20 protein-coding genes are annotated in these 25,328 nt (G+C 67.3%); 19 read left to right on the top strand and 1 reads right to left on the bottom strand.

Annotation, left to right across the window (positions count from 1 at the left end):
- Positions 1-47 precede the first annotated feature (47 nt).
- The 19 genes from fadD5 to H7J06_RS14625 all read left to right on the top strand — a co-directional run bounded on the left by fadD5 (position 48) and on the right by H7J06_RS14625 (position 24,228).
- Positions 48-1,697: a fatty-acid--CoA ligase FadD5 gene (gene fadD5 / locus H7J06_RS14535; protein WP_264039767.1), complete on the top strand. Its 1,650-nt coding sequence runs from the start codon at positions 48-50 to the stop codon at positions 1,695-1,697.
- 224 nt (positions 1,698-1,921) lie between these two features.
- Positions 1,922-2,722 (top strand): MlaE family ABC transporter permease, encoded by an 801-nt coding sequence (locus H7J06_RS14540; RefSeq protein WP_308205789.1) that lies wholly within the window; start codon positions 1,922-1,924, stop codon positions 2,720-2,722.
- Between the two features lies 1 nt (position 2,723).
- Positions 2,724-3,593 (top strand): MlaE family ABC transporter permease, encoded by an 870-nt coding sequence (locus tag H7J06_RS14545; protein WP_264039600.1) that lies wholly within the window; start codon positions 2,724-2,726, stop codon positions 3,591-3,593.
- A gap of 3 nt (positions 3,594-3,596) precedes the next feature.
- Positions 3,597-4,826, top strand: coding sequence for an MCE family protein (locus tag H7J06_RS14550; protein WP_264039601.1), 1,230 nt, complete (start codon positions 3,597-3,599; stop codon positions 4,824-4,826).
- Positions 4,823-5,854: an MCE family protein gene (locus H7J06_RS14555; RefSeq protein WP_264039602.1), complete on the top strand. Its 1,032-nt coding sequence runs from the start codon at positions 4,823-4,825 to the stop codon at positions 5,852-5,854. Before H7J06_RS14550 ends, H7J06_RS14555 begins: the two co-directional genes overlap by 4 nt.
- The gene (locus H7J06_RS14560) at positions 5,851-7,452 is read left to right on the top strand and encodes a virulence factor Mce family protein (protein WP_264039603.1); all 1,602 of its coding nucleotides are present in this window, start codon (positions 5,851-5,853) and stop codon (positions 7,450-7,452) included. The genes H7J06_RS14555 and H7J06_RS14560 overlap by 4 nt, the downstream gene beginning before the upstream one ends.
- Before the next feature lie 12 nt (positions 7,453-7,464).
- Positions 7,465-9,099 (top strand): virulence factor Mce family protein, encoded by a 1,635-nt coding sequence (locus tag H7J06_RS14565; RefSeq protein WP_264039604.1) that lies wholly within the window; start codon positions 7,465-7,467, stop codon positions 9,097-9,099.
- Positions 9,099-10,280, top strand: a complete 1,182-nt coding sequence (locus H7J06_RS14570; protein ID WP_264039605.1) for a virulence factor Mce family protein — start codon at positions 9,099-9,101, stop codon at positions 10,278-10,280. The genes H7J06_RS14565 and H7J06_RS14570 overlap by 1 nt, the downstream gene beginning before the upstream one ends.
- A gap of 3 nt (positions 10,281-10,283) precedes the next feature.
- Positions 10,284-11,837: a virulence factor Mce family protein gene (locus tag H7J06_RS14575; RefSeq protein WP_264039606.1), complete on the top strand. Its 1,554-nt coding sequence runs from the start codon at positions 10,284-10,286 to the stop codon at positions 11,835-11,837.
- Positions 11,807-12,424 carry an Rv1363c family protein gene (locus H7J06_RS14580; protein ID WP_264039608.1) on the top strand — a complete coding sequence of 206 codons (618 nt, stop codon included), beginning with the start codon at positions 11,807-11,809 and terminating at the stop codon, positions 12,422-12,424. The genes H7J06_RS14575 and H7J06_RS14580 overlap by 31 nt, the downstream gene beginning before the upstream one ends.
- On the top strand, positions 12,421-13,458 hold the full coding sequence (locus H7J06_RS14585; RefSeq protein WP_264039609.1) for an RDD family protein: 1,038 nt from the start codon (positions 12,421-12,423) through the stop codon (positions 13,456-13,458). Before H7J06_RS14580 ends, H7J06_RS14585 begins: the two co-directional genes overlap by 4 nt.
- A complete protein-coding gene (locus H7J06_RS14590; RefSeq protein ID WP_264039610.1) occupies positions 13,455-14,015 on the top strand; it encodes an Rv1363c family protein in 561 nt (186 codons plus the stop codon). The genes H7J06_RS14585 and H7J06_RS14590 overlap by 4 nt, the downstream gene beginning before the upstream one ends.
- On the top strand, positions 13,982-14,959 hold the full coding sequence (locus tag H7J06_RS14595) for a mammalian cell entry protein (RefSeq protein ID WP_264039611.1): 978 nt from the start codon (positions 13,982-13,984) through the stop codon (positions 14,957-14,959). Before H7J06_RS14590 ends, H7J06_RS14595 begins: the two co-directional genes overlap by 34 nt.
- 19 nt (positions 14,960-14,978) lie before the next feature.
- The gene (locus tag H7J06_RS14600; RefSeq protein ID WP_264039612.1) at positions 14,979-15,656 is read left to right on the top strand and encodes a YoaK family protein; all 678 of its coding nucleotides are present in this window, start codon (positions 14,979-14,981) and stop codon (positions 15,654-15,656) included.
- A 215-nt stretch (positions 15,657-15,871) separates the two neighbouring features.
- On the top strand, positions 15,872-18,262 hold the full coding sequence (locus H7J06_RS14605; RefSeq protein WP_264039613.1) for a hypothetical protein: 2,391 nt from the start codon (positions 15,872-15,874) through the stop codon (positions 18,260-18,262).
- A 127-nt stretch (positions 18,263-18,389) separates the two neighbouring features.
- Positions 18,390-20,996, top strand: coding sequence for an ATP-binding cassette domain-containing protein (locus H7J06_RS32385; protein ID WP_264039614.1), 2,607 nt, complete (start codon positions 18,390-18,392; stop codon positions 20,994-20,996).
- A complete protein-coding gene (locus H7J06_RS14615; protein ID WP_264039616.1) occupies positions 20,996-22,000 on the top strand; it encodes an ABC transporter permease in 1,005 nt (334 codons plus the stop codon). Before H7J06_RS32385 ends, H7J06_RS14615 begins: the two co-directional genes overlap by 1 nt.
- A gap of 79 nt (positions 22,001-22,079) precedes the next feature.
- Positions 22,080-23,129 carry a substrate-binding domain-containing protein gene (locus H7J06_RS14620; RefSeq protein ID WP_264039617.1) on the top strand — a complete coding sequence of 350 codons (1,050 nt, stop codon included), beginning with the start codon at positions 22,080-22,082 and terminating at the stop codon, positions 23,127-23,129.
- 76 nt (positions 23,130-23,205) lie between these two features.
- Positions 23,206-24,228 carry a LacI family DNA-binding transcriptional regulator gene (locus H7J06_RS14625; protein WP_264039618.1) on the top strand — a complete coding sequence of 341 codons (1,023 nt, stop codon included), beginning with the start codon at positions 23,206-23,208 and terminating at the stop codon, positions 24,226-24,228.
- Here the strand turns inward: H7J06_RS14625 and H7J06_RS14630 are convergent, their stop codons facing one another.
- Entirely contained in the window at positions 24,229-25,311 is a 1,083-nt protein-coding gene (locus H7J06_RS14630) for a phosphodiester glycosidase family protein (protein ID WP_372515307.1), read from the bottom strand.
- Positions 25,312-25,328: the final 17 nt, after the last annotated feature.

Below are 25,328 nucleotides of genomic sequence, written 5' to 3' on the forward strand. Positions count from 1 at the left end.
CCGCGCAACTCGCGCACACACCCCAGGGAGCCTCGACGTTGACCGCCATGCCAGCCTCGGACCGGCTGCTCGTCCAGCAGCCCTACCTGGCGCGTCGGCAGAACTGGACTACCCAGCTCGCGCGTCACGCCCTGATGCAACCGGATGCGACGGCGCTGCGGTTCCTCGGGCAGACGACGACCTGGGGCGAGCTCGACCGGCGGGTCACCGCCCTCGCCGGGGCGCTGAGCAGACGTGGCGTCGGCTTCGGTGACCGCGTCCTGATCCTGATGCTCAACCGCACCGAGTTCATCGAATCGGTGCTGGCGACCAATCTCCTCGGCGCCATCGCCGTGCCCGTGAACTTCCGCATGACCCCGCCGGAGATCGCGTTCCTGGTCGGTGACTGCGAGGCGCGCGTGGTCGTCACGGAGCCGGTCCTGGCGTCGGTCGCCACGGCGGTCCGCGAACTCGACCCCATGCTCGCCGAGATCGTCGTGGCCGGCGGCCCCACCGAGGACGGGCTGCTCGGGTATGACGACCTGCTGGCCGAAGAGGGCGCGGCCCCCGAACCGGTCGACATCCCGAACGATTCACCCGCCCTGATCATGTACACCTCGGGCACCACGGGACGGCCCAAGGGCGCGGTGCTCACCCACGTCAACCTGTCCGGCCAGGCGATGACGCACCTGTTCACCAGTGGCGCGGACGTGAACCACGACGTCGGCTTCGTCGGCGTTCCGCTGTTCCACATCGCCGGCGTCGGAAGCCTCGTCACCGGCCTGCTGCTCGGACGGCCCACGGTGATCTACCCGCTCGGCGCCTTCGACCCCGGCGCGCTCCTCGACGTCCTGGAGGCCGAACTCGTCACGGGCATCTTCCTGGTACCTGCGCAGTGGCAGGTGGTGTGCGCCGCCCAGCGCGCCCGGCCCCGGAACGTCGTGCTGCGCACATTGTCGTGGGGGGCCGCCCCGGCGTCGGACACGCTGCTGCGCGACATGGCCGAGACCTTCCCCGGCGCACAGATCCTGGCCGCCTTCGGGCAGACCGAGATGTCGCCGGTGACGTGCATGCTGCTCGGTGCGGACGCCGTCCGGAAACTGGGCTCGGTCGGCAAGGTCATCCCGACCGTGTCGGCTCGCGTCGTCGACGAGGACATGAACGACGTGCCGGTCGGCCAGGTGGGAGAGATCGTGTACCGGGCGCCGACGCTGATGGCGGGCTACTGGAACAACCCCAACGCCACCGCGGAGGCCTTTGCGGGCGGGTGGTTCCACTCGGGTGATCTCGTTCGCCAGGACGACGAGGGTTACGTCTGGGTCGTCGACCGCAAGAAGGACATGATCATCTCCGGTGGCGAGAACATCTACTGCGCCGAGGTGGAGAACGCCCTGGCCGCCCACCCCTCGATCGGGGAGGCCGCGGTGATCGGCCGCCCGCACCCGAAGTGGGGCGAGGTCCCGGTGGCGATCCTGGCGGTCAGCTCGGCCGCGGCGACCGACGAACTCACGCTCGAGAATCTCCAGGAATTCCTCGGGGAACGGCTCGCCCGCTACAAGCATCCACGGGCCCTCGAAGTCGTCGACGCACTGCCGCGCAACCCGGCCGGTAAGGTCCTCAAGACGGAACTGAGGGCACGGTTCGGCAAGGGAGACCTGATTGACGCTGGCGAAAGTTCTTCTGCCTCAACGGTTTCAGTCGACGCGGTGGAACGCTGACCCGAGATGACGAGTTTGCCAGCCAGCTCGGTGACAATCCGGCCGATGCGGTGCACCCTGCCGAATCCATCGGGTACTCTCCTGTGGTCCGCCTTACTACCCACGAGTAGGGAGACTGTGATCACAGACACGAAACTTGGGCAAGGAGGCGGCGTGCGACACCTTCTGCCGTTGCGTCACGAGTGCCGTGGCCAGATCACGCTCGAGACGGCGAGACCCACCCGGTGACATCACAGAACCCGGGATTGTTCGACTACGTCCGCGACCAGGTCCGTCCAGGCCTGGTGGCTGTCGGCGGCTTCGTGAAGATGTGCGTGCTCACCGGCAAGGCACTGTTCCGCAGCCCGTTCCAGTGGCGCGAGTTCATCCTCCAGGGCTGGTTCCTCATGAGGGTCGCATTCCTGCCCACCATCGCGGTCGCCATCCCGCTGACGGTCCTCATCATCTTCACCCTCAACATCCTTCTCGCCGAGTTCGGCGCAGCCGACATCTCCGGTGCCGGTGCCGCGCTGGGCGCGGTGACGCAGCTGGGTCCGCTGGTAACCGTGCTCGTCGTTGCCGGCGCCGGGTCCACCGCGATTTGCGCCGACATCGGCGCCCGCACCATCCGCGAGGAGATCGACGCACTCGAGGTGCTCGGCATCGACCCGATCCACCGCCTCGTCGTCCCCCGCGTGATCGCCTCCACGTTCGTGGCCTTCCTGCTCAACGGCGCCGTGATCACCATCGGCCTCGTCGGCGGCTTCGTCTTCGGCGTCTACATCCAGAACATCTCCGCGGGCGCCTATGTCTCGACCCTCACGCTGGTCACCGGCCTCCCCGAGGTGCTCATCTCGGTGATCAAGGCCCTGATCTTCGGCATGATCGCCGGGCTGGTCGGCTGCTACCGCGGCCTCACCGTCTCCGGTGGCGCCAAGGGCGTCGGCACCGCGGTCAACGAGACCCTGGTGCTCTGCGTCATCGCGCTCTTCGCGGTCAACGTCATCATGACCACCATCGGCGTTCGATTCGGAACGGGGCGCTGACATGTCAACGGCTGCAGTCCTTCGGTCGCGCTTTCCGCGTGCCATCGCGGGCGGCGAACGGCTGGCCAAGTCGCCGGCGCGGTTCCTCGACAGCGTCGGCCACATCGCCTGGTTCGTCGTCACCGCGGTCGGCTCCATCGGCCACGCCTTCCGGTACTACCGCAAGGAGATGCTGCGGCTCGTCGCCGAGATCGGCATGGGCACCGGCGCCATGGCCGTCATCGGCGGCACGGTCGCCATCGTCGGCTTCGTCACCCTGTCCGGCGGCTCGCTGATCGCGATCCAGGGCTTCGCCTCGCTCGGCAACATCGGCGTCGAGGCCTTCACCGGCTTCTTCGCGGCGCTGGTGAACGTCCGCATCGCCGCCCCGGTCGTCGCCGGCCAGGCCCTGGCCGCCACGGTCGGCGCCGGCGCCACCGCCGAGCTGGGCGCCATGCGCATCAGCGAGGAGATCGACGCCCTCGAGGTCATGGGCATCAAGTCGATCTCGTACCTCGTCTCGACGCGCATCATGGCCGGCTTCGTCGTGATCATCCCGCTGTACGCCATGGCGATCATCATGTCGTTCCTGTCGGCTCAGGTGACGACGACGCTGTTCTACGGCCAGTCGACCGGCACCTACGAGCACTACTTCCGAACGTTCCTGCGGCCCGACGACGTGGCCTGGTCGTTCGTCCAGGCGATCATCATCTCGATCATCGTGATGCTCAACCACTGCTACTACGGCTTCTACGCCAGCGGCGGCCCGGTCGGCGTCGGCGAGGCCGTCGGCCGCTCGATGCGTGCCTCGCTCATCGCGATCGTGCTCGTCGTCCTGTTCGCTTCGTTGGCGCTCTACGGCACCAACGCCAACTTCAACCTGACGGTGTAGCCGATGACCGCACCAGGCCAGACCAAGTTGCCGGTCAACAAGCCGAGGACACCTCCGTACAAGGTGGCCGGCGTGGTCCTGCTGATCATCGTCGCCATCGTGGTGGCGCTGATCTGGAAGCAGTTCCGCGGCGGGTGGAGCGTGCCCGAGAGGCTGCAGCTGATCTCGTCGCGGTCCGGTCTGTCCATGGACCCGGGCTCGAAGGTCACGTTCAACGGTGTCGAGATCGGTCGGGTGGCCAGCGTCGACGCGATCAGCCAGAACGGCGAGCCGATGGCCGCCGTCAACCTCGACGTCAACAAGCAGTTCTCCGACTTGATCCCGTCGAACGTGGACGCCCAGATCAAGGCGACCACGGTGTTCGGCAACAAGTACATCGCCTTCTCGTCGCCGTCGAAGCCGTCGGCGGAGCGGGCCAGCTCGGCCAAGCCGATCGAGGTCTCCGCCGTCACCACCGAGTTCAACACGCTGTTCGAGACGGTCGTGCAGGTGACCCAAAAGGTCGACCCCATCAAGCTCAACCAGACGCTGACGGCGACCGCCCAGGCGCTCGACGGGTTGGGCCAGCGTTTCGGCCAGTCGATCGAGAACGGCAACACGATCCTCGCCGACGTCAACCCGCTGATGCCGCGGATCCGTCAAGACAACCAGCGCCTTGCCGACCTTGCCGACATCTTCAGTAACGCGGCGCCCGATCTCTTCGACGGCCTGAAGAACGCGGTCACCACCGCGAAGACACTCAACGAACTGCAGGGCACCGTCGACCAGACCCTGATGGCCGCGGTCGGGTTCGGCAACACCGCCGGTGAGGTGTTCGAGAAGGCCGGGCCCTATCTGGTGCGCAGCTCGGCGGACCTGGTGCCCACCAGCGCCCTACTCGACGAGTACAGCCCGATGCTCTTCTGCACGATTCGCAACTACCACGACGTCGAGCCGAAGATCGCCTCGTCGCTCGGCGGCAACGGCTACTCGCTGAACACCCACTCCGAGATCCTCTTCCCCGGCAATCCGTACGTGTACCCCGACAACCTGCCCCGGGTGAACGCCCACGGTGGCCCCGAGGGACGGCCCGGCTGCTGGCAGCCCGTCACCCGTGACCTGTGGCCCATGCCGTACCTGGTGATGGACACCGGAGCCAGCATCGCCCCGTACAACCACATCGGACTCGGTCAGCCCATCGCCAACGAGTACGTCTGGGGACGCCAAATCGGGGAGAACACGATCAACCCATGAGAATCACCGGTACCGCGATCAAGCTCGGCGCACTCTCCCTGGTGCTGCTGCTGTTCACTGCGCTCATCATCGTGGTGTTCGGTCAGTTGCGATTCGACCGCACGACCGGATACACGGCGATCTTCAAGAACGCCAGCGGCCTGCGCGCCGGGCAGTTCGTCCGCGCCTCGGGAGTCGAGGTCGGCAAGGTCTCCGACGTTCAGCTGATCAACGGCGGCACCGAGGTCGAGGTCCACTTCGACGTCGACCGGTCCCTGCAGTTGTTCCAGGGGTCGACGGCCTCGATCCGCTACCTGAACCTGATCGGCGATCGGTACCTCGAACTGAAGCGGGGCGACGACAACACCAAGCTGCCCGCCGGCGCCACCATCCCGGACACCCGGACCGAGCCAGCCCTCGACCTGGACGCGCTGATCGGCGGGTTCCGGCCGCTGTTCCGCGCGTTGGATCCCGACAAGGTGAACAACATCGCCCAGTCGATCATCACGATCTTCCAGGGCCAGGGCGGCACCATCAACGACATCCTCGACCAGACCGCGTCCCTGACGTCGGCCCTGGCCGACCGCGACCAGGCGATCGGCGAGGTGGTCAAGAACCTCAACACCGTGCTCGCCACCACGGTCAAGCACCAGCAGCAGTTCGACGAGACGGTCAAGAACTTCGAGACCCTGGTCACCGGGCTGAAGAACCGTGCCGATCCGATCGCCGCGTCGGTCGCCGACATCAGCGACGCGGCCGGCTCGGTCGCCGATCTGCTCGGCGACAACCGGCCGCTGCTGCAGAAGACGGTGACGAACCTCGAAATCCTTCAGCAGCCGCTTGTCGACCAGAAGGAACAGTTGAACGACACGCTGATCAAGATTCCCGCCGCCCTCAAGATCATCGGCCGCGCGGGTGGCATCTACGGCGACTTCTTCAACTTCTACGCCTGCGACGTCACCCTCAAGTTGAACGGTCTCCAGCCGGGTGGCCCGGTCCGTACGGTCAAGGTCTGGTCTCAGCCATCGGGTAGGTGCACGCCGCAATGAGGTCAATCGAAGGCAACAACCGGATCCGCAACGGGATAGTCGGCATCATCATCCTGGTGCTCGTCATCGGCGTCGGGCAGAGCTTCGCCAGCGTCCCGATGATCTTCGCGCAGCCGAACTACTACGCGCAGTTCACAGACACCGGCGGCCTGAACCCCGGTGACAAGGTTCGCATCGCCGGAGTCGACGTCGGCCAGGTGCAGTCGATGAAGATCGAGGGCGACAAGGTCCTCATCGGATTCACCCTGGACGGCACGAAGGTCGGCACCGACTCCCGCGCCAACATCCGCACCGACACCATCCTCGGTCGCAAGAACCTCGAGCTCCAGCCCAAGGGTTCGACGACGCTCGGCGCCAACGGCGTTCTGCCGCTTGGCCAGACCACCACCCCGTACCAGATCTACGACGCGTTCTTCGACGTCACCAAGGCGGCGTCGGGCTGGGACACCGAGTCGGTCAAGAAGTCGCTGAACGTGCTGTCGGAGACCATCGACCAGACCTACCCACACCTCAGCGCGGCGTTGGACGGCGTGTCCCGATTCTCGGACACGATCGGCAAGCGCGACGAGGACATCAAGACGCTTCTCGCCAACGCCAACAAGATCGCAGGCGTGCTCGGCAGCCGCAGCGGCCAGATCAACAACCTGTTGGTGAACGCCAAGACCCTGCTCGCCGCCATCAACGAGCGGTCCTACGCGGTCAGCATGTTGCTCGAGCGGGTCAGTGAATTCTCCACGCAGGTCAAGGGTTTCATCGACGACAACCCCAACCTGAACAAGGTGCTCACCCAGCTGCAGACCATCAGCGACGTGCTGGTGGCCAGGAAGTTCGACCTCGCGGACACGCTGACCTCGCTCAGCAAGTTCACCGCATCACTGGGCGAGGCCCTCGCCTCCGGCCCGTACTTCAAGGTGATGCTCGTCAACCTGCTGCCGTACTGGATCCTGCAGCCGTGGGTCGACGCCGCCTTCAAGAAGCGCGGCATCGCCCCCGAGGAGTTCTGGGGCAACGCGGGTCTGCCGTCGTTCCGGTACCCCGACCCGAACGGCCAGCGCCAGGCCAACGGCGCCCCGCCGCCCGCGCCGACCCCGCTGGAGGGCACGCCGGAGCACCCGGGTCCCGCCGTCATCGCCGGCTCCCCGTGCTCCTACGCGCCGGCCCCCGGCAACTACCCGACGCCGGGCAACCCGCTCCCGTGCGCCTCGGCCGAGAACGGGCCGTTTGGCCCGAACCCGTACGGCGCCAACAACTATGGACCGCCCGACGTGCTCGGTGCTCCGCCGAACCCGAATGCTCCCCCGCCGGCGCCCGGCGTCCCGAGCGCGGCGTTCCCCGGTGAGTTCTCCCCGCCGGTTCAGGGCACCCCCGCGCCCGAGTTCGCGCCGGGTCCGCCAGGAGCGCGGACCGTTCCGGTCACCCCGGGACAACCGTCGGATCCGTACATCGCGCCCGGATCGCTTCAGGGTGACGGCACCTCGCCGCCTCCGCCCGCGCTGGTTGGTCCGATCCCGCCGCCGGGGCCGGGTCCGCAGGTGGGCAGCGGAGGCGAACCGCTGCCTGGCAACCCGCCGTTCCTTCCGCCCGGATCCCAAGGTTAGGGGGCACGAGAGATGTCGACGATCTTCAACGTCCGGAACATGAAACTGCCCGCGCTGACCAAGACGACCCTGATCGTGGGCACCGTGGTGCTCATCGCGGTCATCGTCGCCGCGTTCCTTGGCTACAACCTGTACAAGAAGCTGACCTACAACACCGTGGTCGCCGAGTTCCCGCAGACGTTGGCGCTGTACCCCGGTGACAAGGTCCAGATCATGGGCGTCCGGGTCGGCACCATCGAGAAGATCGAGCCGGCCGGCGACAAGATGCGGGTCACCTTCGACTACGAGTCGAAGTACAAGGTCCCGGCGAACGCCACCGCGTCCATCCTGAACCCGAGCCTGGTGGCGTCGCGCACTATTCAGCTGGCACCGCCGTACACCGGTGGCCCGGTGATGGAGAGTGGCGCGCTGATTCCGCAGGACCGCACCCAGGTGCCGGTCGAGTACGACGAACTCCGCGACTCGATCAACCGCATCCTCACCGACCTGGGGCCGACGAAGGAGCAGCCCAAGGGCCCGTTCGGCGACGTCGTCGAGTCTTTCTCCGACGGTCTCGCAGGCAAGGGCGAGCAGATCAACACGACGCTGAACAACCTGTCCGAGGCGCTGACCACGTTGAATCAGGGCCGTGGCGACTTCTTCGGCGTGATCAAGAGCCTGGCGCTGTTCGTCAACGCGCTCTACAAGAGCGACCAGCAGTTCGTCGAACTGAACGACAACCTGGCGCAGTTCACGAACTCCTTCACCAACACCGACCGCGAAGTGGCGACGGCCGTGCAGGACCTCAACCAACTGCTGAGCACCACCCGCGGCTTCCTCGACCAGAACGCGACCGTGCTGACCAAGGACGTCAACAACCTCGCCGACGTCACCAACGCGATCCTGCAGCCCGAGCCCCGCAAGGGCCTGGAAACCGGTCTGCACGTGTACCCGAACCTGGCGGCCAACATCGTCAACATCGCCTCGCCGAACGCCGGCGGCCTCGTGAACCTCCCGGTCATCAACAACTACGCGAATCCGATGCAGTTCCTCTGCAGCGCAATCCAAGCGGGCAGCCGGTTGGGGTATCAGGATTCGGCCGAGCTGTGTGCGCAGTACCTGGCGCCGATCCTGGATGCGACGAAGTTCAACTACCCGCCGTTCGGGTTGAACCAGATCAACGCGGCGATGACGTTGCCGAAGCAGATCGCGTACTCCGAACAGCGGCTGCAGCCGCCCCCGGGCTACAAGGACACCACGGTGCCCGGCGTCTTCTCCCGCGACACGTTGTTCTCCCACGGCAACCACGAGCCGGGGTGGACCGTCGCACCGGGCATGCAGGGCGTCGAGGTGCAGCCGTTCACGCAGAACATGCTGACCCCCGAGTCACTCGGCGAGCTCATGGGCGGACCGGACATCGTCGCACCGCCTGCGCCGCCGGCATTCGGCGTCAACAACGGCCGTCTGCCCGGACCGCCAAATGCCTACGGCGAGAACAGCCCTCTGCCCCCGCCGTGGTATCCGCAGCCCGGGCCGCCGCCGGCGCCCGCACCGGGCGTGATCCCCGGTGATCCGGTCGGCCCCGTCACCCCGGCGGCCGGGCCGGCGCCAGCCGCCGCGCCCGCGCCGGCTGGACCACCGCTGCCCGCTGAAGCAGGAGCTGGTTGATGAGCCGCTTGCGCGAAGAAAAGACAAGGCCGTTGCGCATCTCGCCGAGGACCGTCGTCAAGCGCGGCGGAGCCCTGCTCGCCGCGGGTCTGATCCTGACGTCGTGCGGGTGGAAGGGCATCGCGAACGTGCCCGTGCCGGGTGGCGCGGGTACCGGCTCGAACGCGATGACCATCTACGTGCAGATGCCAGACACGTTGGCGCTCAACGTGAACAGCCGCGTGCGCGTCGCCGACGTCTTCGTCGGCAGCGTGCGGGCCATCGAGCTGAAGAACTGGGTCGCGACCCTGACGCTGGACGTGGAGCCGGGGCTCAAGCTGCCCGCCGACACCACGGCCGCGATCGGTCAGACGTCACTGCTCGGCTCGCAGCACGTCGAACTGGACGCGCCGACGACGAAGTCGGACGGTCCGTTGCTGAAGAGCGGCGACACCATTCCGCTGTCCAGGGCGAGCGCGTTCCCCACCACGGAGCGGACGCTGGCCAGCATCGGCACCATCCTCACCGGCGGCGGCATCCCGAACCTCGAGGTCATCCAGACCGAGGTCGCCAACATCCTGACCGGTCGCGGTGACCAAATCCGCGAGTTCCTCGGACGTCTGGACACCTTCACCGCCGAGCTGAACAACCAGCGCGAAGACATCACCCGCGCGATCGACTCGACGAACCGGTTGCTCGCCATCGTGGCGCAGCGCAACGACACCCTCGACCGCGTCCTCACCGAGTTCCCCCCGCTGATCAAGCACTTCGCCGACACCAGGGACCTGTTCGCCGACGCGGTCACGGCCCTCGGTCGGGTCAGCAAGGCCACCGACGACGCGCTGTCGCAGGCCAACCCGGACATCACGACCAACCTGAAGAATCTTCAGCGGCCGCTCGTCCAGTTGGGCAAGGCGTCCCCGTACCTGCTCGGAGCGCTGAAGGTGATCGGAACGGCGCCATTCAGCATCGAAAACGTGCCGAAGGCGATCCGCGGTGACTACATCAACGTGTCGCTCAACGTGGACCTCACGCTGTCGGCAATCGACAACGGTGTGCTCTCCGGCACCGGTGTGTCGGGCATGCTGCGGGCTCTGGAACAGTCGTGGGGCCGCGATCCGGCGACGATGATCCCGGACGTGCGGTTCACCCCGAACCCGCACGATGCGCCGGGCGGACCGCTGGTCGAGAGAGGTGAGTGAGCGATGCTGACCCGCTTCATCAAGATTCAGTTGGTTATCTTCACCATCCTGACGATCATCGCGTTAGTGGTCCTCGGCTGGTACTACCTGCGGCTGCCCAGCGTGGCCGGCATCGGGCAGTACGAGCTGAAGGCTCAACTGCCCAGGTCCGGCGGCCTCTACTCGACGGCCAACGTGACGTACCTTGGCACGCAGATCGGCAAGGTCACCGACGTCAAGCCCACCCCGACGGGCGTCGAGGCCACCATGAGCATCGACAGCAAGTACAAGATCCCGGCCGACGCGACGGCGAACGTGCACTCCGTCTCGGCGATCGGCGAGCAGTACTTGGACCTGGTGTCGACTGCCGACCAGCCGGGCAAGTATTTGGCCGCCGGGTCGACGATCATGAACGGCACAGTGCCCAGCGAGGTCGGACCGGCGCTCGACGCCGCGAACGAGGGCCTCGCAGTGCTGCCGAAGGAGAAGATCGACTCACTGCTGACCGAGACGTCTCAGGCCGTCGGTGGGCTTGGTCCCGCGCTGCAACGGTTGGTCGACTCGACAACCGCCATCGCCAGTGACTTCAAGGACAACCTTGGCCCGGTCAACGACATCATCAACAACTCGACGCCGATCCTGGACAGCCAGGTCAACTCGGGTGACGCGATCTCGCAGTGGGCCAGGAACCTGAACACCATCACGTCGCAGACCGCCGAGCAGGATCAGGCGCTGCGCAGCGGTCTGCAGCAGGCGGCCCCGACGGCCGACCAGCTCAACGCGGTGTTCGGCGACGTACGTGAGGCGTTGCCGCAGACCCTGGCGAACCTCGCGATCGTCACGGACATGCTGAAGCGCTATCACGCGGGCCTCGAACAGGCGTTGGTGATCCTGCCCCAGGGCGCCACGGTCGCCCAGGCGGGCACCATCTTCCCGGGCGAGGGTCTGCTGCACTTCGGTCTGTCGATCAACCAGCCGCCGCCGTGTCTGACGGGCTTCCTCCCTGCCGCGGAATGGCGTTCCCCGGCCGACACGTCGACCAAGCCGCTGCCCGACGGGCTGTACTGCAAGATCCCGAAGGACTTCCAGGGCAACGTCGTCCGTGGTGCTCGCAACTACCCGTGTGCTGACGTGCCCGGCAAGCGCGCGGCGACGCCGGACGAGTGCCACAGCAACACGCCGTACGAGCCGATGGGCACCAACCCCTGGTACGGCGATCCGAACCAGATCCTGACGTGCCCGGCGGCAGGCGCGCGCTGCGACCAGCCGGTCAAGCCCGGTTACGTGGTGCCTGCACCGACGATCAACAACGGGCTCAACCCGTTGCCCGCCGATCAGTTGCCGCCGAAGCCACCGTCACCGCTGAGCGACCCGCTTACGGCCCCTGGCCAGGGCACGGTCGCCTGCAGTGGCCAGCAGCCCAACCCATGTGTCTACACTCCGGCAGCAGGGCCGACCGCGATCTACACGCCGTCCAACGGTCAGGTCGTCGGACCCGACGGAGTCACGTACTCCGTCACCAACTCAAGTGATCCAGGAGAAAACGGATGGAAGGAGATGCTGGCACCAGCCGGCTGAACCCCCAAGACATCCCTAGCGAATACGACGCGTCGGTGGAGTCCGACGCACAATCCGATCTTCAGCAGGACCTGGTGACCCGTCGGCCCGAGCGGTTCGGCCGCGGGTGGCTCGTCGCAATCTGTCTGGCTCTGCTCGTCCTCACCGCGGGCGTGGGAGCCGGTGGCTATCTCGCTCTCAAGTCGCACGACCAGAGCGAAGCCATCGCCCGCGAGGACGCGATGGCGCTGCAGCGGGCCAAGGAGTGCGTCGAGGCAACCCAAGCCCCCGACATCGCGGCGATGACGGCCAGCCAGACCAAGGTCATCGAATGCGCCACCGGTGACTTCGGCGTGCAGGCCAACCTGTTCGCCAGCATGCTCGTCGAGGCCTATCAGGCGGCCAACGTCAAGGTTCAGGTGTCCGACATGCGCGGCGCCGTCGAGAAGCACAACGACGACGGTTCGGTGGACGTGCTGGTGGCGGTCCGGGTGAAGGTGACCAACTCCCAAGCCGCCGACCAGGAACAGGGATACCGCCTGCGCGTGAACATGGCGCCCGCCGACGGCACCTACAAGATCAATCGCCTGGACCAGGTCACCTCGTGACGGCCGTTCTCGACGACACCACCGAGACGACGACGGCGCCGGACGACATCGTCCGCTTCGCGTCGTGGCCGGCACGGGCGGCCGCGCTGCTGCTCGACGTGCTGCCCGGCGTCGCCGTGGTCACGACGATGGCGCTGCTGGCGTACACCACACCCGTCGGGGGCTGGCTCTGGTGGGTGTTCATGGCAGCGATGGCGGTCGGCGTCCTGGCCACGCTGGTGAACCGGTGGCTGCTGCCGTCGGTGGTCGGCGCGACGATGGGTCGCGCGGTTGCGGGCATCCGCGTCACGACGCCGACTGGGATGCCGGTGGGCAGCGTCCGCCTGTTGGCGCGAGACTTCGCTCACCTCCTCGACACCGCGGCGCTGTTCGTCGGCTGGCTGTGGCCGCTTGGTGACAAGCGGCATCGGACGTTCGCGGATCTGTTGCTGCGCACCGAGGTTCGGGTCGTCGACGACGGTGCCGAGTCATCGGGCCGCGACGTGCGCCGGATCGCCGGTTCCGTGCTGCTTGCCGCGGCCGTGTTGTGCGCGGCCGGTGGCGGGTTGGGCTATGTCCAGGTGTTCCGTCAGGACCGGGCGCTCGAACACGCGCGCACCGAGATCGCCGAGCAGGGTCCACGGATCGTCGAGCAGTTGCTGAGCTACGGCACCAAGTCCGTGGTCGACGACTTCGCACGTGCGCAGGGGCTCGCCACCGACGGATATCGGCCCCAACTCGTCGCGCAGCAGCAGGCAGTCCAGAAGGCGGGTGTCACCGACAACGAGTACTGGGCGGTGAGCAGCGCGGTGCTGTCGGTGACGCAGGATCGGGCGGCGATGCTGCTGGCGCTGCAGGGTCAACGCGGATCGGATCCGGCGAAGCTCAAGTTCATCACCGCGACGGTGCGGGCCGACTTCGAGAAGTCGAACGGGAAGTGGCAGGTCGCGGTGCTGACCGTGCTCAAGAAGCCGTTGACGGGCCAGGGCGCGCCGCCTGCTCCTGCTCCGGCGCCTGCGCCTGCGCCTGCGCCGCCGAAGGGACGAGGCCGATGAGCCCGCGGCGCAAGGTCACCGACACGGAGCGCGACTTCTTCGCGGCGGGCGCGGCCAAGCCCAAGGCCCCGCTGCGGTGGGGTCTTCCGTTGACGGCGATCCTGGCGTTCGTGCTGGCGGCCGCCGCGATCGCGGGCAGCATCTTCGTGTTGGTCGGTCACGAGAGTTTGAAGCGGACCGAGGACCGGGACGCCTCGGCGTTGTTCTACGTCCGCGGCTTCATGACGGAGTACACCTCACTGGATCCCTTCCACGCCAACGACTATGCGGATCGCATCCTTGCCCAGGGCACCGGTGACTTCGCGAAGTCGTTCAAGGAGAAGCTGAACGACATCGTCATCCAGGTGGCGCGGGCCGAGCCGACCACCGGTGTCGTGCAAGAGGCCGGCGTGCAGCGATGGAACGACAACGGCAGCGCAGACATCCTGGTGGCGACGAACGTGAAGTCCACCGGACCCGACGGCAAGACTCCGATTGAGAGTGGAACCCGTTGGGTCGTAACGACTATCGAGGAGGGACAGCAGTGGAAGATCAGTCAGCTGATTCAAGTGATCTGACCGCCGACGCTGCCGCCGCCTCAGTCCCGCAGGGGAAGGCGGCGCGCAACCGCCACCGGTTGCCGCGGCAGAAGGCGCCACAGGTCGAACAAGCCGACGAGGCCACGGAGGTCCCAGAGCCTGCGGAGGTCACGGAGCCTGCAGAGGTTGCGGAGCCTGCGGAGGGTGCGGCCGAGGAGGCGGTGGAGGCCGACGCGGTCGTCCCCGCCGAACCGCCGCGTCGTCGTCGCTCGCTGTGGAAGCGCGGCAAGACCGACCCCGTGGTCGAGCCGGCGCCCGAGGCGCCCGAGGCGCCCGAGGCGCCCGACGCGCCCGAGGCGCCCGAGGCCGTCGAAACCTCGGAACCCGCGAACCTCGAAGACGAGGGCGCAGAGGCACCCGTCGAGCAGCCCGAGGAGCCCAAAGAGGTCGTCCTCGTTCCGCATCGCACGGCGGGGCGGGCACTCAAGCTCGTCGCGGTGGCCGCCGGTGTGTTGTTCATCGCCGCATGTGCCTTCGCGGGCGCCACGATTCAGCCCTACCTCGCCGATCGGGCGGCGGTCCACACGAAGTTCGTCATCGCCGAAACCGCGGCCAACGCCATCACCACGCTGTGGACCTACACGCCCGACGACATGGACAAGCTTCCCGATCGCTCCGCGAGGTACCTCGGCGGCGACTTCGCGGCCGACTACAAGCGCTACATCGACGCGATCGTCGAGCCGAACAAGCAGGCGCAGGTCACCAACAACACCCAGGTCCTCGGCGCCGCGGTCGAGTCGCTGACGCCGACCGAGGCCACCGCCATCGTGTACACCAACTCCGTCGCGACGAGCCCGGTCACCAAGGGCATTCCGTCGCTGCGCTACCTGTCCTATCGGCTCACCATGAAGCCGCAGGACAACAAGTGGCTGATCACCCAGATGGTCGCCGTCACGAAGCTGGACCTGACGCCACGGCTCTAGCCACGGCGACCCAACGGAAATGAAATCCCCCGTCTCCCAACGGTTGACGGTCACCGCCCTGCTGTTGTTGACGTTCGCCACCGGGTTGGTGGACGCCGTCAGCGTGCTGATCCTCGGGCACGTGTTCGTGGCCAACATGACCGGGAACGTCATCTTCCTGGGCTTCTGGTTGGTGCCGCACTCCGGCGTCGACATGCTGGCCGCGGTGACGGCGGTCCTGGGTTTCATCGCCGGAGCGATCATCGGCGGTCGGCTGGCTCGGCATCTCGACGCGAAGGTTCGCCGGTGGCTCGTCGTCGCCCTGGGGCTGGAGGTCGTCGTGCTGGTGACACTGTCCGTGCTGGCCGGTACCGGGGTGCTGCATTACACCGGCGGCGGGCGGCTGATCCTCATCTCCGGGCTCGCCGTCGTGTTCGGCACCCAGAACGCGACGGCACGTCAGTTCGGGGTACAGGAGCTGAGCACGACGGTGCTGACGCAGACCATCGTCGGCATCGGGTTCGACAGCAGGCTCGCCGGAGGGACCGGTCAGCGAGAGAAGCTGAGATACGGCGTCGTCCTCACCATGTGCAGCGGTGCGGTGCTCGGAGCAACCTTGACGCTGTGGACCGTTGCGCCCGTCATCGCCCTCGCCGCAGCCGTGGTCGCCACCAGCGCGGCCATCTTCGCCTTCGGGCCCGGCACTGGGTGCCCATGACGTCGGTGGGGTAGCTAGCCCACCTCAGTTGCCCGTCGGCCACGTGATCGGCGGTCCGTCGATCGTCGAAGGCGCAGTTGACACCGCGAAAACCTCCGATGGATTCGCGTGTCTGGCCAATCGACACCCCGTCATGAATTCGTCATTTTGCCACGCGCGTAAGTGTTAACGTGCGGTGGCGCACGACACACGGGCCGTCGAAGGGGACAGGTCGGATGGCAGGTACTCACCGCAGGAGAAGTCGGCGACGCTTCAGCGTGGCGCTCGTCAGCGCCGCCACGGCGACCGCCACGGCCCTGACTGTCGGCGTCGAACCGCCACCCGATCCAGTCAAGCGCGTCAGTGCCGAGACCGTCGACCTGGCCGCTGCGATTCAGTTGCTGCCCACGCACGACAAGGTGCCCGACATCACCGGCGGTCTTGGCACGACGATCTACGACGGCGGTCAGGCGATCTCCGACGTGATCATCCGGGCGGTGGTCAACGGCGTCAACCTGGCGGCGTTCGCGCGGGCCGCCGGCGTGGACCCGCAGAGCCTGATCACGGGTCTGCTCGCCGACCTGCCGGCGAATCTGCTGCCCGGCATTCTGGCCAGCCTGTCGTTCGACATCCCCCTGCTGGGCCCGGTCCTGCAACAGTTGACCGGCGGCGACCTCGCGCTGCTGACGACCATCCTGGACACGTTGCACATCGACGAAGTCACCGGAGCCACCCTGACCGGAGTGCTCGCGCTGCTTGGCCTCAACCTCGCCGATCCGCTGAATCTCTCCAACCTCGCCGTCCCCGGTCTCAACGTCGTCACGTCGGGACCGGCCTTCGCCGCGCTGAAGATGCTCGGCATCGACCTGGGTTGGGTGCCGGCGCTGCCGAATTCGGTGGCCAACGAGATCAACGGAACCCCGTACGCCCGACTGGGCGTCGACGGCGTGCTGGATCTTCTACTGAGCGAGCTGAAGAAGAGTCCGCTCGGCGGGGCGGCAGACCTCATCACCCCGCTGACCAACTTGATCAAAGCGCTCCAGCTGCCCGACGTGATCGACGTCCGCGTCGTCCCCACCGTCGGAATCGGGTTCGGCGCGTTCGCCGCGGCCATGGCCTACGAGAAGGTGCTCGACGACCTCTCCCTGCAACCCGGTGGGCTCAACCACGTCTTCGGCAGCGATCCCATCCTCGGCAGCCTCACCGTCCTGCCGCTGATCCTGATCAACAACCCGGCCCGCCCCGACGGCGGTGCGCTCGCCCGATTCGGACCGTTGGCCGCGCTCTTCGGCATCGACACCGTGAACCCCACGACCAAGTTCACCAGCAGCGGCGACGGCTCCGGGGTGAACATTCCCGTTCTGGGAACCGGTGTCGCACTGGGCAATGCGAACCTGCTGCCGATCCTGGTCGACGCCACCTACGAGTACCAGCCGCTGTCGGACCTGGCCTCGTGGCCCAATCCGTTCACCCTGGTCAACAACCTGGCGGCCGGCCTGTCGCCGACGTACATGCTGCGGGGGCTGAACCTGGACCTCGGCGGCCTCACCAAGGAGATCCTGGATGGAGTGGCCGGCGCCGTCGGCGGCGTCAACCCGCTCGATCCCCAATCGGGTCTGGCGCTGAACCTGTATCTCACGCTGCACTCGGCGACGTTGCCGATGCTGGAGCCGCTGTACCTGGCGTCGGACGTCCTCAACGTCGTGGGGCTCAGCCCGTTGGCGCAGGTCCCGATGCGGGTGGCGAATGCGCTTGCACCCGCGCTGCGTATCCTCACCGACGTCGGGTACGCCGACACCGTTCGCAATCCCGACGGCACCTACACCCGGGACACGTCGCAGGCGGGTAGCGAGGTCCCCTTCCTGTCCTTCCCGAACCTGAACCCCGGCCTGGTGCTGAGCGACGCCTTCAACGCGTTGGTGGCCGGAATCCAGAAGGAACTCGGACCCAACCCCACCCCGAATACGCCCAACGTCCTCGCCAACATCCTCGACGCGCTGCTCAAGGGCAACCTGCTCAACGGACTGGGCGCCCTCACCGCACCACTGAACGTGCCGGACGCCACCGCGGCTCCGTCGACGACGGCGAAGCTGCTCAGCGTCGCAGACACGACGAAGCACGTTGCGGCCGCAAAGGATTCGACGTCGGACGAGGCGACGTCCGTCCGCGCGGGGACCACCCCCGCGGCAGGCGAGAAGACTCCGGTCGCCGGCGAGGAGACCTCCGGCCAACGAGGCGACACGACACCGGACGCGACAGAGGCCACGGGGGACAAGACTGCCGAGGCGGGCGACAAGACTCCCGCGGGCGACACGACCGAAGATGAGGGCGACAAGACTCCGACGGCGAACGAGGATCCCAAGCCGGCGGCGGGCCCCAAACACGCGAAGCCAGAGGGAGATTCGACGCCGACGCTCGGTGTCGTGACCGGCAAGACGAACGGGCCGAAGCACGCCAAGCCCACCGTCAACGAGACTCGCGACACCGCGAACGACTTCTCGCCCAATCGGGGAGACGAGTCGGGGACCACCAAGCCGACGGGTGCCGGCGGATCGGGCGGCACGACCACCGCTGCGCCGTCGGACACGACGCAGTCGGAGAGCGCGCCGGCCGACAAGGCGGCCTGAGGGTCGTCGATCGGCACCCGCGCGTCCTCGCGGCCCCAAATTTACGAAAACGTTTACGTAAACGTTTTCATGCTTTAGCGTCAACCTCACAGCCCCCGGGGCGTCACTTCGACGATGAGGATGACCAGTGAGCAGTACCTCTCGTGCCCACGAAACGGGTGGCGGGGCGACCGTGGACGATCGAGGTGGGATCAGGGCCGAGCTCGTCGGCGCTTCCAAGCGCTTCGAGAGCGTCTACGCCGTTCGGGACGTGTCGCTTCACATCAGGTCCGGCGAAGTGCTGGCCCTGGTCGGCGAGAACGGCGCAGGAAAGAGCACGTGCGTCAAGATGCTCGGAGGGGTATACCACCCCACCGACGGCGTGGTTCGGGTCGGCGGCGTGGACGTGGACCTACGCACCCCGCTCGACGCGCAACACCTCGGCATTGCCGTCGTCCACCAGCACCCGGGCTTGTTCCCCGACCTGCCGATCTACGAAAACGTATACGCCGGAAGGCCTCTCACCAATCGCTTTGGTCTCCTGGACCACGCCCGGATGAGCCGCGAGGCGCGACAGTGGCTGGAGGTGCTCGGTCTGCGGGTGGACCCGGCGATGACCACCGGCGAGCTGAACACCTCCGAACAGCAGCTGGTCGAGATTGCGAAGGCGTTGGCCTTCGACGCCACCATCCTGATCCTCGACGAACCCACCGCGTCGTTGACCATCGGTGAGACGCAACGGCTGTTCTCGGTCATCGACGACTTGAAGGCCCGCGGGGTGGCCATGCTCTTCGTGGGTCACCGCCTCGAAGAGATCGTGGCGATCTCCGATCGCATCACGGTGATGCGGGACGGACGGTGGGTCGCCGACCTCGTCACCGCCGAGACCGACCAGCACCAGATCGTCGAGCTCATGGTCGGCCGCGAGCTGACCGACATCTATCCGCCCAAGTCCGCGACCGTCGGTGACGTCGTGCTCCGACTGCGCAATCTAGGTGTAACAGGCCACTTCTCGGACGTAAACCTCGACGTTCGCGCCGGCGAGATCGTCGGCTTGGCCGGCCTCGTCGGCGCGGGACGCACGGAAGTCGCCAGGGCCGTCTTCGGCATCGACAAGCCCGCCACCGGCGACATCGAGCTGGGAGGGCACGCGGTGCGGATCGGATCGCCCGCGGCCGCGCTGGCGCACGGCATCGCCTACGTCTCGGAGGACCGACGCGGGCAGAGCATCGTCGAGGACTTCTCGATACTCGACAACGCCACCCTGCCCGTCATCGACCAGGCGTCGCGCCTTGGTCTGATCCGGCACCGCGCCGAGTTCGCCCTCGTGGACGGCCCGTTGCAGCGGATGCAGCTCAAGTTCAGAAGCTACGCCCAGCCCATCGGCAACCTCTCCGGCGGCAATCAGCAGAAGGTGGTGCTGGCCAAGTGGCTGGCGACCAACCCGCGGTTGCTGATCCTCGACGAGCCCACCCAGGGCGTCGACATTCAGGCCAAGGCCGAGGTCCACCACATCATCGCCGAGCTGGCGCAGCAGGGTCTGGCCATCCTGATGATCTCGTCGGACATGCCCGAGCTGCTGGGCACCTGCGACCGGATCTACGTGATGCATCAGGGCACGATCACCGCGGAGTTCGACGCCGAACACGCCAACCAGATCGACATCGGGCTGGCTGCTACCGGTCTGCTCGACTCCGGGCGGGAGGTCGGCGCCACCTCGACCGCCGACCTGGACGCCATCAAGGCCCGCGAGGAGACCGAGGTGGTCAGCGTCGGCGTGGGCCGACGGTCGGGGTGGCGCAAGGTCGTCGCCCGGCGCGAGGTCGGACTGCTGGTCGCGGTGATCGCGATACTCGTGCCGCTCGGGATCATCAATCCAAACCTGGTCAGCCCGTCGAACATCGGTGACCTCGGGGTGACGACGGCCCTGTACGGAGTCGCGTGCCTCGGCCAGATGGTGGTGATGCTGACCCGCAACATCGACCTCTCCCAAGGGTCGGTCATCGGGTTGTCGGCCTACGTCGCGGCCTGGTTCACGAGCTCGCACCCAGGGGCACCCGTCGTCGTCGGGATCCTGATCGCCGTGGCGGTCGGGGTCGCGTGCGGAGCGTTCAACGGCGTGATCGTCGCCTACGGCCGCGTGCCGTCGATCGTGGTGACGCTCGGAACGCTGGCGATCTTCCGGGGGATCGACGCCATCCTGTCCAACGGCCGACAGATCTCGTCGGGCATGGTCCCGCCTGGCTGGCTGGCCTGGACGGCGGGACGGCTCTTCGGCGTCTCACTCCTGGTGTACATCGGGCTTGCTCTGTTCGTCGTGTTCGCGATCTTCCTGCGCACCACGCGCTTTGGCCGCGACATCTACGCCACCGGCTCGAATCCGGCCGGAGCCGACCTGATCGGCATCAAGACCCAGGCGCGCACGTTCGCCGCCTTCGTCATCTCCGGCACGCTGGCCGGATTCGCGGGGGCGATGTGGGCGTCCCACTTCGCCACCGTCGACGGTCAGCTCGCCTATGGGTTGGAGCTCACCCTCGTCGCCTCGGTCGTGGTCGGCGGGGTCTCCCTGCGTGGCGGCGCCGGATCCGTCCTCGGCGTCCTGCTCGGCACCGTCACGTTGATCATCATCCAGAACGCCATCACGGTGGCACGGATCAATCCGTCCTACCTGCAGGCCTTCTTCGGCGGCGCCATCCTTCTCACCGTCCTGATCGACACGCTGTTGTCGCGACGCGGCACCCGAGGAGCCCGCTGATGTGGGGCACCGTGACGGCCAAGCTCCGGTCCTGGGAGTTCATCCTCTTCATCTTGGTCATCGTGGTCCTCCTGGTCGCGGCGGCGACGGTGCCGGGCTTCACCAGACCCTTCAGCATCTCCACCGGCTTGGCGACCTTCGCGCCCGCGGCGCTGATGGCTCTGCCGCTCGCCCTTCTGGTGATCGTTCGGGACATCGACATCTCCGTGGCGAGCATCGCCGGACTCTCCTCCGTCGCCGCCGGCCTCGCCATCGAGGCCGGGCAGTCGGTGCCGGTCGCCGTCGTCGCGGCCCTCGGGACGGGCGCGCTCTGCGGTGCGGTCAACGGCTTCTTCGTCGCGGTGATGGGGCTGCCGGCCCTGCTGGTGACCCTCGGGACCCTGGCCTTGTTCCGCGGGCTGTGTTACGTCCTCCTCGGGGGGACGCCGATCTCGCCGCTCCCGGAGTTCTTCACCGTGCTCGGCAACGACAACATCCCCGGCCTGGTGGTCCCGTGGGCGATCGCGCCCTTCCTGGTGCTCGCCGTCGTCTTCGGGATCGTCCTGCACCGCAGCACCGTCGGACGGCGGATCTACGCCATCGGCGGGAACCCGGAAACCGCCCGCTACAGCGGCATTCGCGTCGCGCGCATCAGGTTCGTCTTGTTCGTCGTCTCCGGCGTGGTCTCCGGCCTGGCCGGGATGATCTACATGGGGATCACCAGCCAGGTCGCGCCGGACGGCGCCCAGGGCCTCGAGCTCGACGTGATCACGGTCGTGTTCCTGGCCGGGGTCAGCGTGCTCGGCGGCAAGGGCCGGATCACCGGTGTGGTGCTCGCCAGCATCCTGATCCTGGCGCTCCGCAAGTCGCTGCAGTTGATGAACGTCAGCGGCTACACCCAGGGGATCGCGGTCGGCGGCGTGCTGATCGCGTCGCTGCTGGTCACCAACCTCTCGCAACGCTTCATCGGGTCCGTCCGCGAACGCCGCCGCCCCGCCTCGCAGCTGGGGGCCGACACCACGTGACCCCGCGCCCACCCCGCACACCTCGACAGCCGGTTGCCCCGACCCGTGGCCGCCGTACCCACCCATGAAAGGACTCCCCATGAATCGATCGGCCCTCACCCTGGCGGTGGGAGCGACAGCAATGCTGACGCTCTCGCTGACCTCCTGTGCCTCGGACGGCGGCGGATCCGGCGCTAGCGGTTCGAACAGCGCCGCAGGCAAATGCGTCGAGGGTCCGATCAAGATCGGCCTCATTCCCAAGCTGGGCACCGACCCCTACATGGTGACGGTGCAGAAGGCCGTCGAGGCCGCCGCCGCCAAGGACGGGTCGACGGTGATCTACACCTCGCCCAGCGACGCCACCGGCGCGGCGCAGATCCCCTTCGTCAACCAGTTGATCTCCCAGGGGGTCGACGTCATCGCGATCTCCGGCAGCGACCTGAACAGCGCGTCGGCCGCGTTGGCCAAGGCCAAGCAGGCGGGCATCAAGGTCATTTCCTGGGACTCCGACGTCGCGACCGACTCCCGCGCGTTCTTCCTGAACCAGGCAGACACCGGGAAGATCGGCGACCAGATGTTGGCGTCGTTGTCCGACATGATCGGCGGGGAGGGCGAGTTCGCGATCCTGTCGTCCACCCAGACGGCGGTCAACCAGAACGCGTGGATTGCCAGCATCAAGGACAAGCTGGCCAACGACGCCAAGTACTCCAAGATGAAGCTCGTCACCGTGGCCTACGGCGAGGAGAAGGCCGACGTCAACGCGCAGAAGGCCAAGGAACTGGTCCAGGCGTATCCGAACCTCAAGGGCATCATCGTTCCCGCGGGGATCGGTCTGCCCGCCGCGGCCGAGGCGCTGTCGCAGAGTGGGGATCTGGGCCGGGTGAAGATCTCCGGCCTGGGACCGGTGACGCTGGTCAAGCAGTACATCGACACGGGCAACGTGCAGGACGTGTGGTGGAACGTGCAGAATCTAGGGACGCTGACCTTCGCCACTGCGGAGCAGTACGCGCAGTGCAAGATCGAGCCCAAGGAGGGAACGTCCTACGACGTCGACGGTCTTGGCAAGTTCACCGTCGGGGAGAACGGCACGGTGTTGTTGGGCGAGCCGACCATCGTCACGCCCGCCAACGTGAAGGACTTCCCGTTCTGATCGGACCGAGCAGCGGCTAACGGGTCGAGTCGGGGGACGTCGCGCGATGTCGCGCGGCGTCCCCCACTCCGCGCTGATGGGAGAAGATCGCCTGTCCACCATCAAGGACGTCGCACGTCTCGCCGGGGTGTCGGTCGCCACGGTGTCGCACGTGTTGAACGGCACCCGCTTCGTCAGTGACCCCACCCGTGAACGCGTGCAGCACGCGGTCGCCGAATTGGGCTACGTGAGCAATTCGGCTGCGGCGTCACTGCGGTCCGGGCGCACCCAGACCTTCGGACTCGTCATGTCGGCAGTCATGAACCCGTACTTCAACGACGTCGTCACCGGCATCGAGAAATCCACGGTCGCAAGCGGATACAGCTTGCTGCTGGCCGACCACCGCGACGAAGCGGAGCTGGAGTACCGGTCGGTGCTCAACCTGGGAACCCACAAGGTGGACGGCCTGTTGTTGCAACCGTCAGCAGATCCGAGCCGGGCCGTCGAGTTCCTGCGGGAGCGATCCGTGCCCACCGTCTTCGTCGACCGCTTCGACACGAGCGGTGGGGCGGACGGCTACGACTTCGCCGGAACCGAAAACCACGACGCCACGGTCGAGGTCGTCCGGCACCTCATCGAGCATGGCCATCGTCGGGTCGGGATGGTGTCCGGTCAAGCCGGGAGCTCGACTACCGAGGAACGGATCTCGGGGTACCGAACCGCGCTCGACGCCGCAGGCCTGCCCCTGGACCCCGCGTTGATCGAGCCCGGACACTCCGACGAGAAGCTGGCCGAGCGGGCCACCCACACCCTGCTGGATCTCGAAGATCCGCCCACCGCCTTGTTCTCCGGCAACAACCGGATGACGATCGGAATCATGCAGGCGCTGCGCACCCGTGGAATCGTTCCGCCGGAGGGAATCGCGCTCGGCGTGTTCGACGACTTTCCGTGGGCCGACCTGTTCATCCCCCGCTTGACCTGCGCCGCCCAACGCGGCGAGGAGATCGGCGCGGCCAGCGTCGAGTTGCTCCTGCGTCGGATCGCCGACCCCGATCGACCCGCCGAGACGGCAAGATTCGCCACGGAATTTCGGCGCCGCAATTCCTGCGGTTGCCACTGATCAGCTAAAGGCGAGCCAACTCGGCAGGGCGCGCTCGCGGGAGTCGCACAGCACGGCCGTCGTGTCGCAGGAGCCCTTGGGCACTCCTGCGCCCGCCCACATGCCGCCGGTGTCACGGCGCAGCACGATCGCCGACGAACCACCGCCGTCGAGCAGGATGGCGGTGTCGCTGCCCAGCCCGCGGAACAAGTCCTGGATCTGGTCGGGCGTGTAGCTGCCACCCTGGAAGACGTACATCTCGTCGCGGTCCCTCGCGTAGGCGATGGCCGTGCGGGCAGCGCTGGGACCGCCGTCGTTCATCTGGCCGGTGGCGCCCGGTGCCAACAATCCCAGCCCGCTGACCGCGACGAAGCGGGTGCCCTTGTCCGCCAGTCCCTGGATCACCGGAGTGGCGGCGTCGTAGTCGTCGGGGGCGCGGGGCGACACGACGAAGGGGGCGCCCCCCACGGGCAGGATCATCGTCGTCAACGCGGTCCAGACCTCGTCGCCGCCGGAGAGCGCCTGCTTGCCCGCATAGGCGAGGGTTCCGGTCACCGCGGCGTTGGCCGGCCCGCCACCGCGGGTGTTGTCGAAGTACGCCCCCAGCGGCGAGCTGCAGCCGGTCGACTTCCAGGAGCCGCCCTTCTGGCTCCGTACGTCGAAGAAGTTGGCGTTGATCGCGATCGTGGGTTTGCCGAGGGCCTGCCAGGCCTGGATGGGGGTGAAGGTCTCCGACGCTTGCAGCAGCCCTTCGCCGGTGCGGGCGCCGGGCGTCCGTTCGCAGCGGGCCTGATAGCCGCGGTGGGAGTCGACCAACAGCCGTGGCGTGAGCCGCTGGGACGCCGACTTGATGATCATCAAGTGTCCGCCGCTGCCCATTTCATACCGGGTGCCGTTGGCGTCGAGCATCGGCGCAGGGTTGTTGCCACCGAAGTTGTAGACGAGGTAGGAACCGCGGGTGTTCGCGATGGCGGCGGCGAGCAGTTCACGGCCGTCGGCGGCGTGTGCGGTGGGGGCCACGGCCATCGTCGCCAACACGGCACCGAGCGCCACGGCGGTCGCCGAGGCGGCGAGACGCCGGAGGTTCACTGCGGTACCAGGCACGGAGGGCCCCCATCGGA

The sequence above is a fragment of the Mycolicibacterium hodleri genome (genome assembly GCF_025822245.1).
In the GTDB taxonomy this organism is placed as follows: domain Bacteria; phylum Actinomycetota; class Actinomycetes; order Mycobacteriales; family Mycobacteriaceae; genus Mycobacterium; species Mycobacterium hodleri.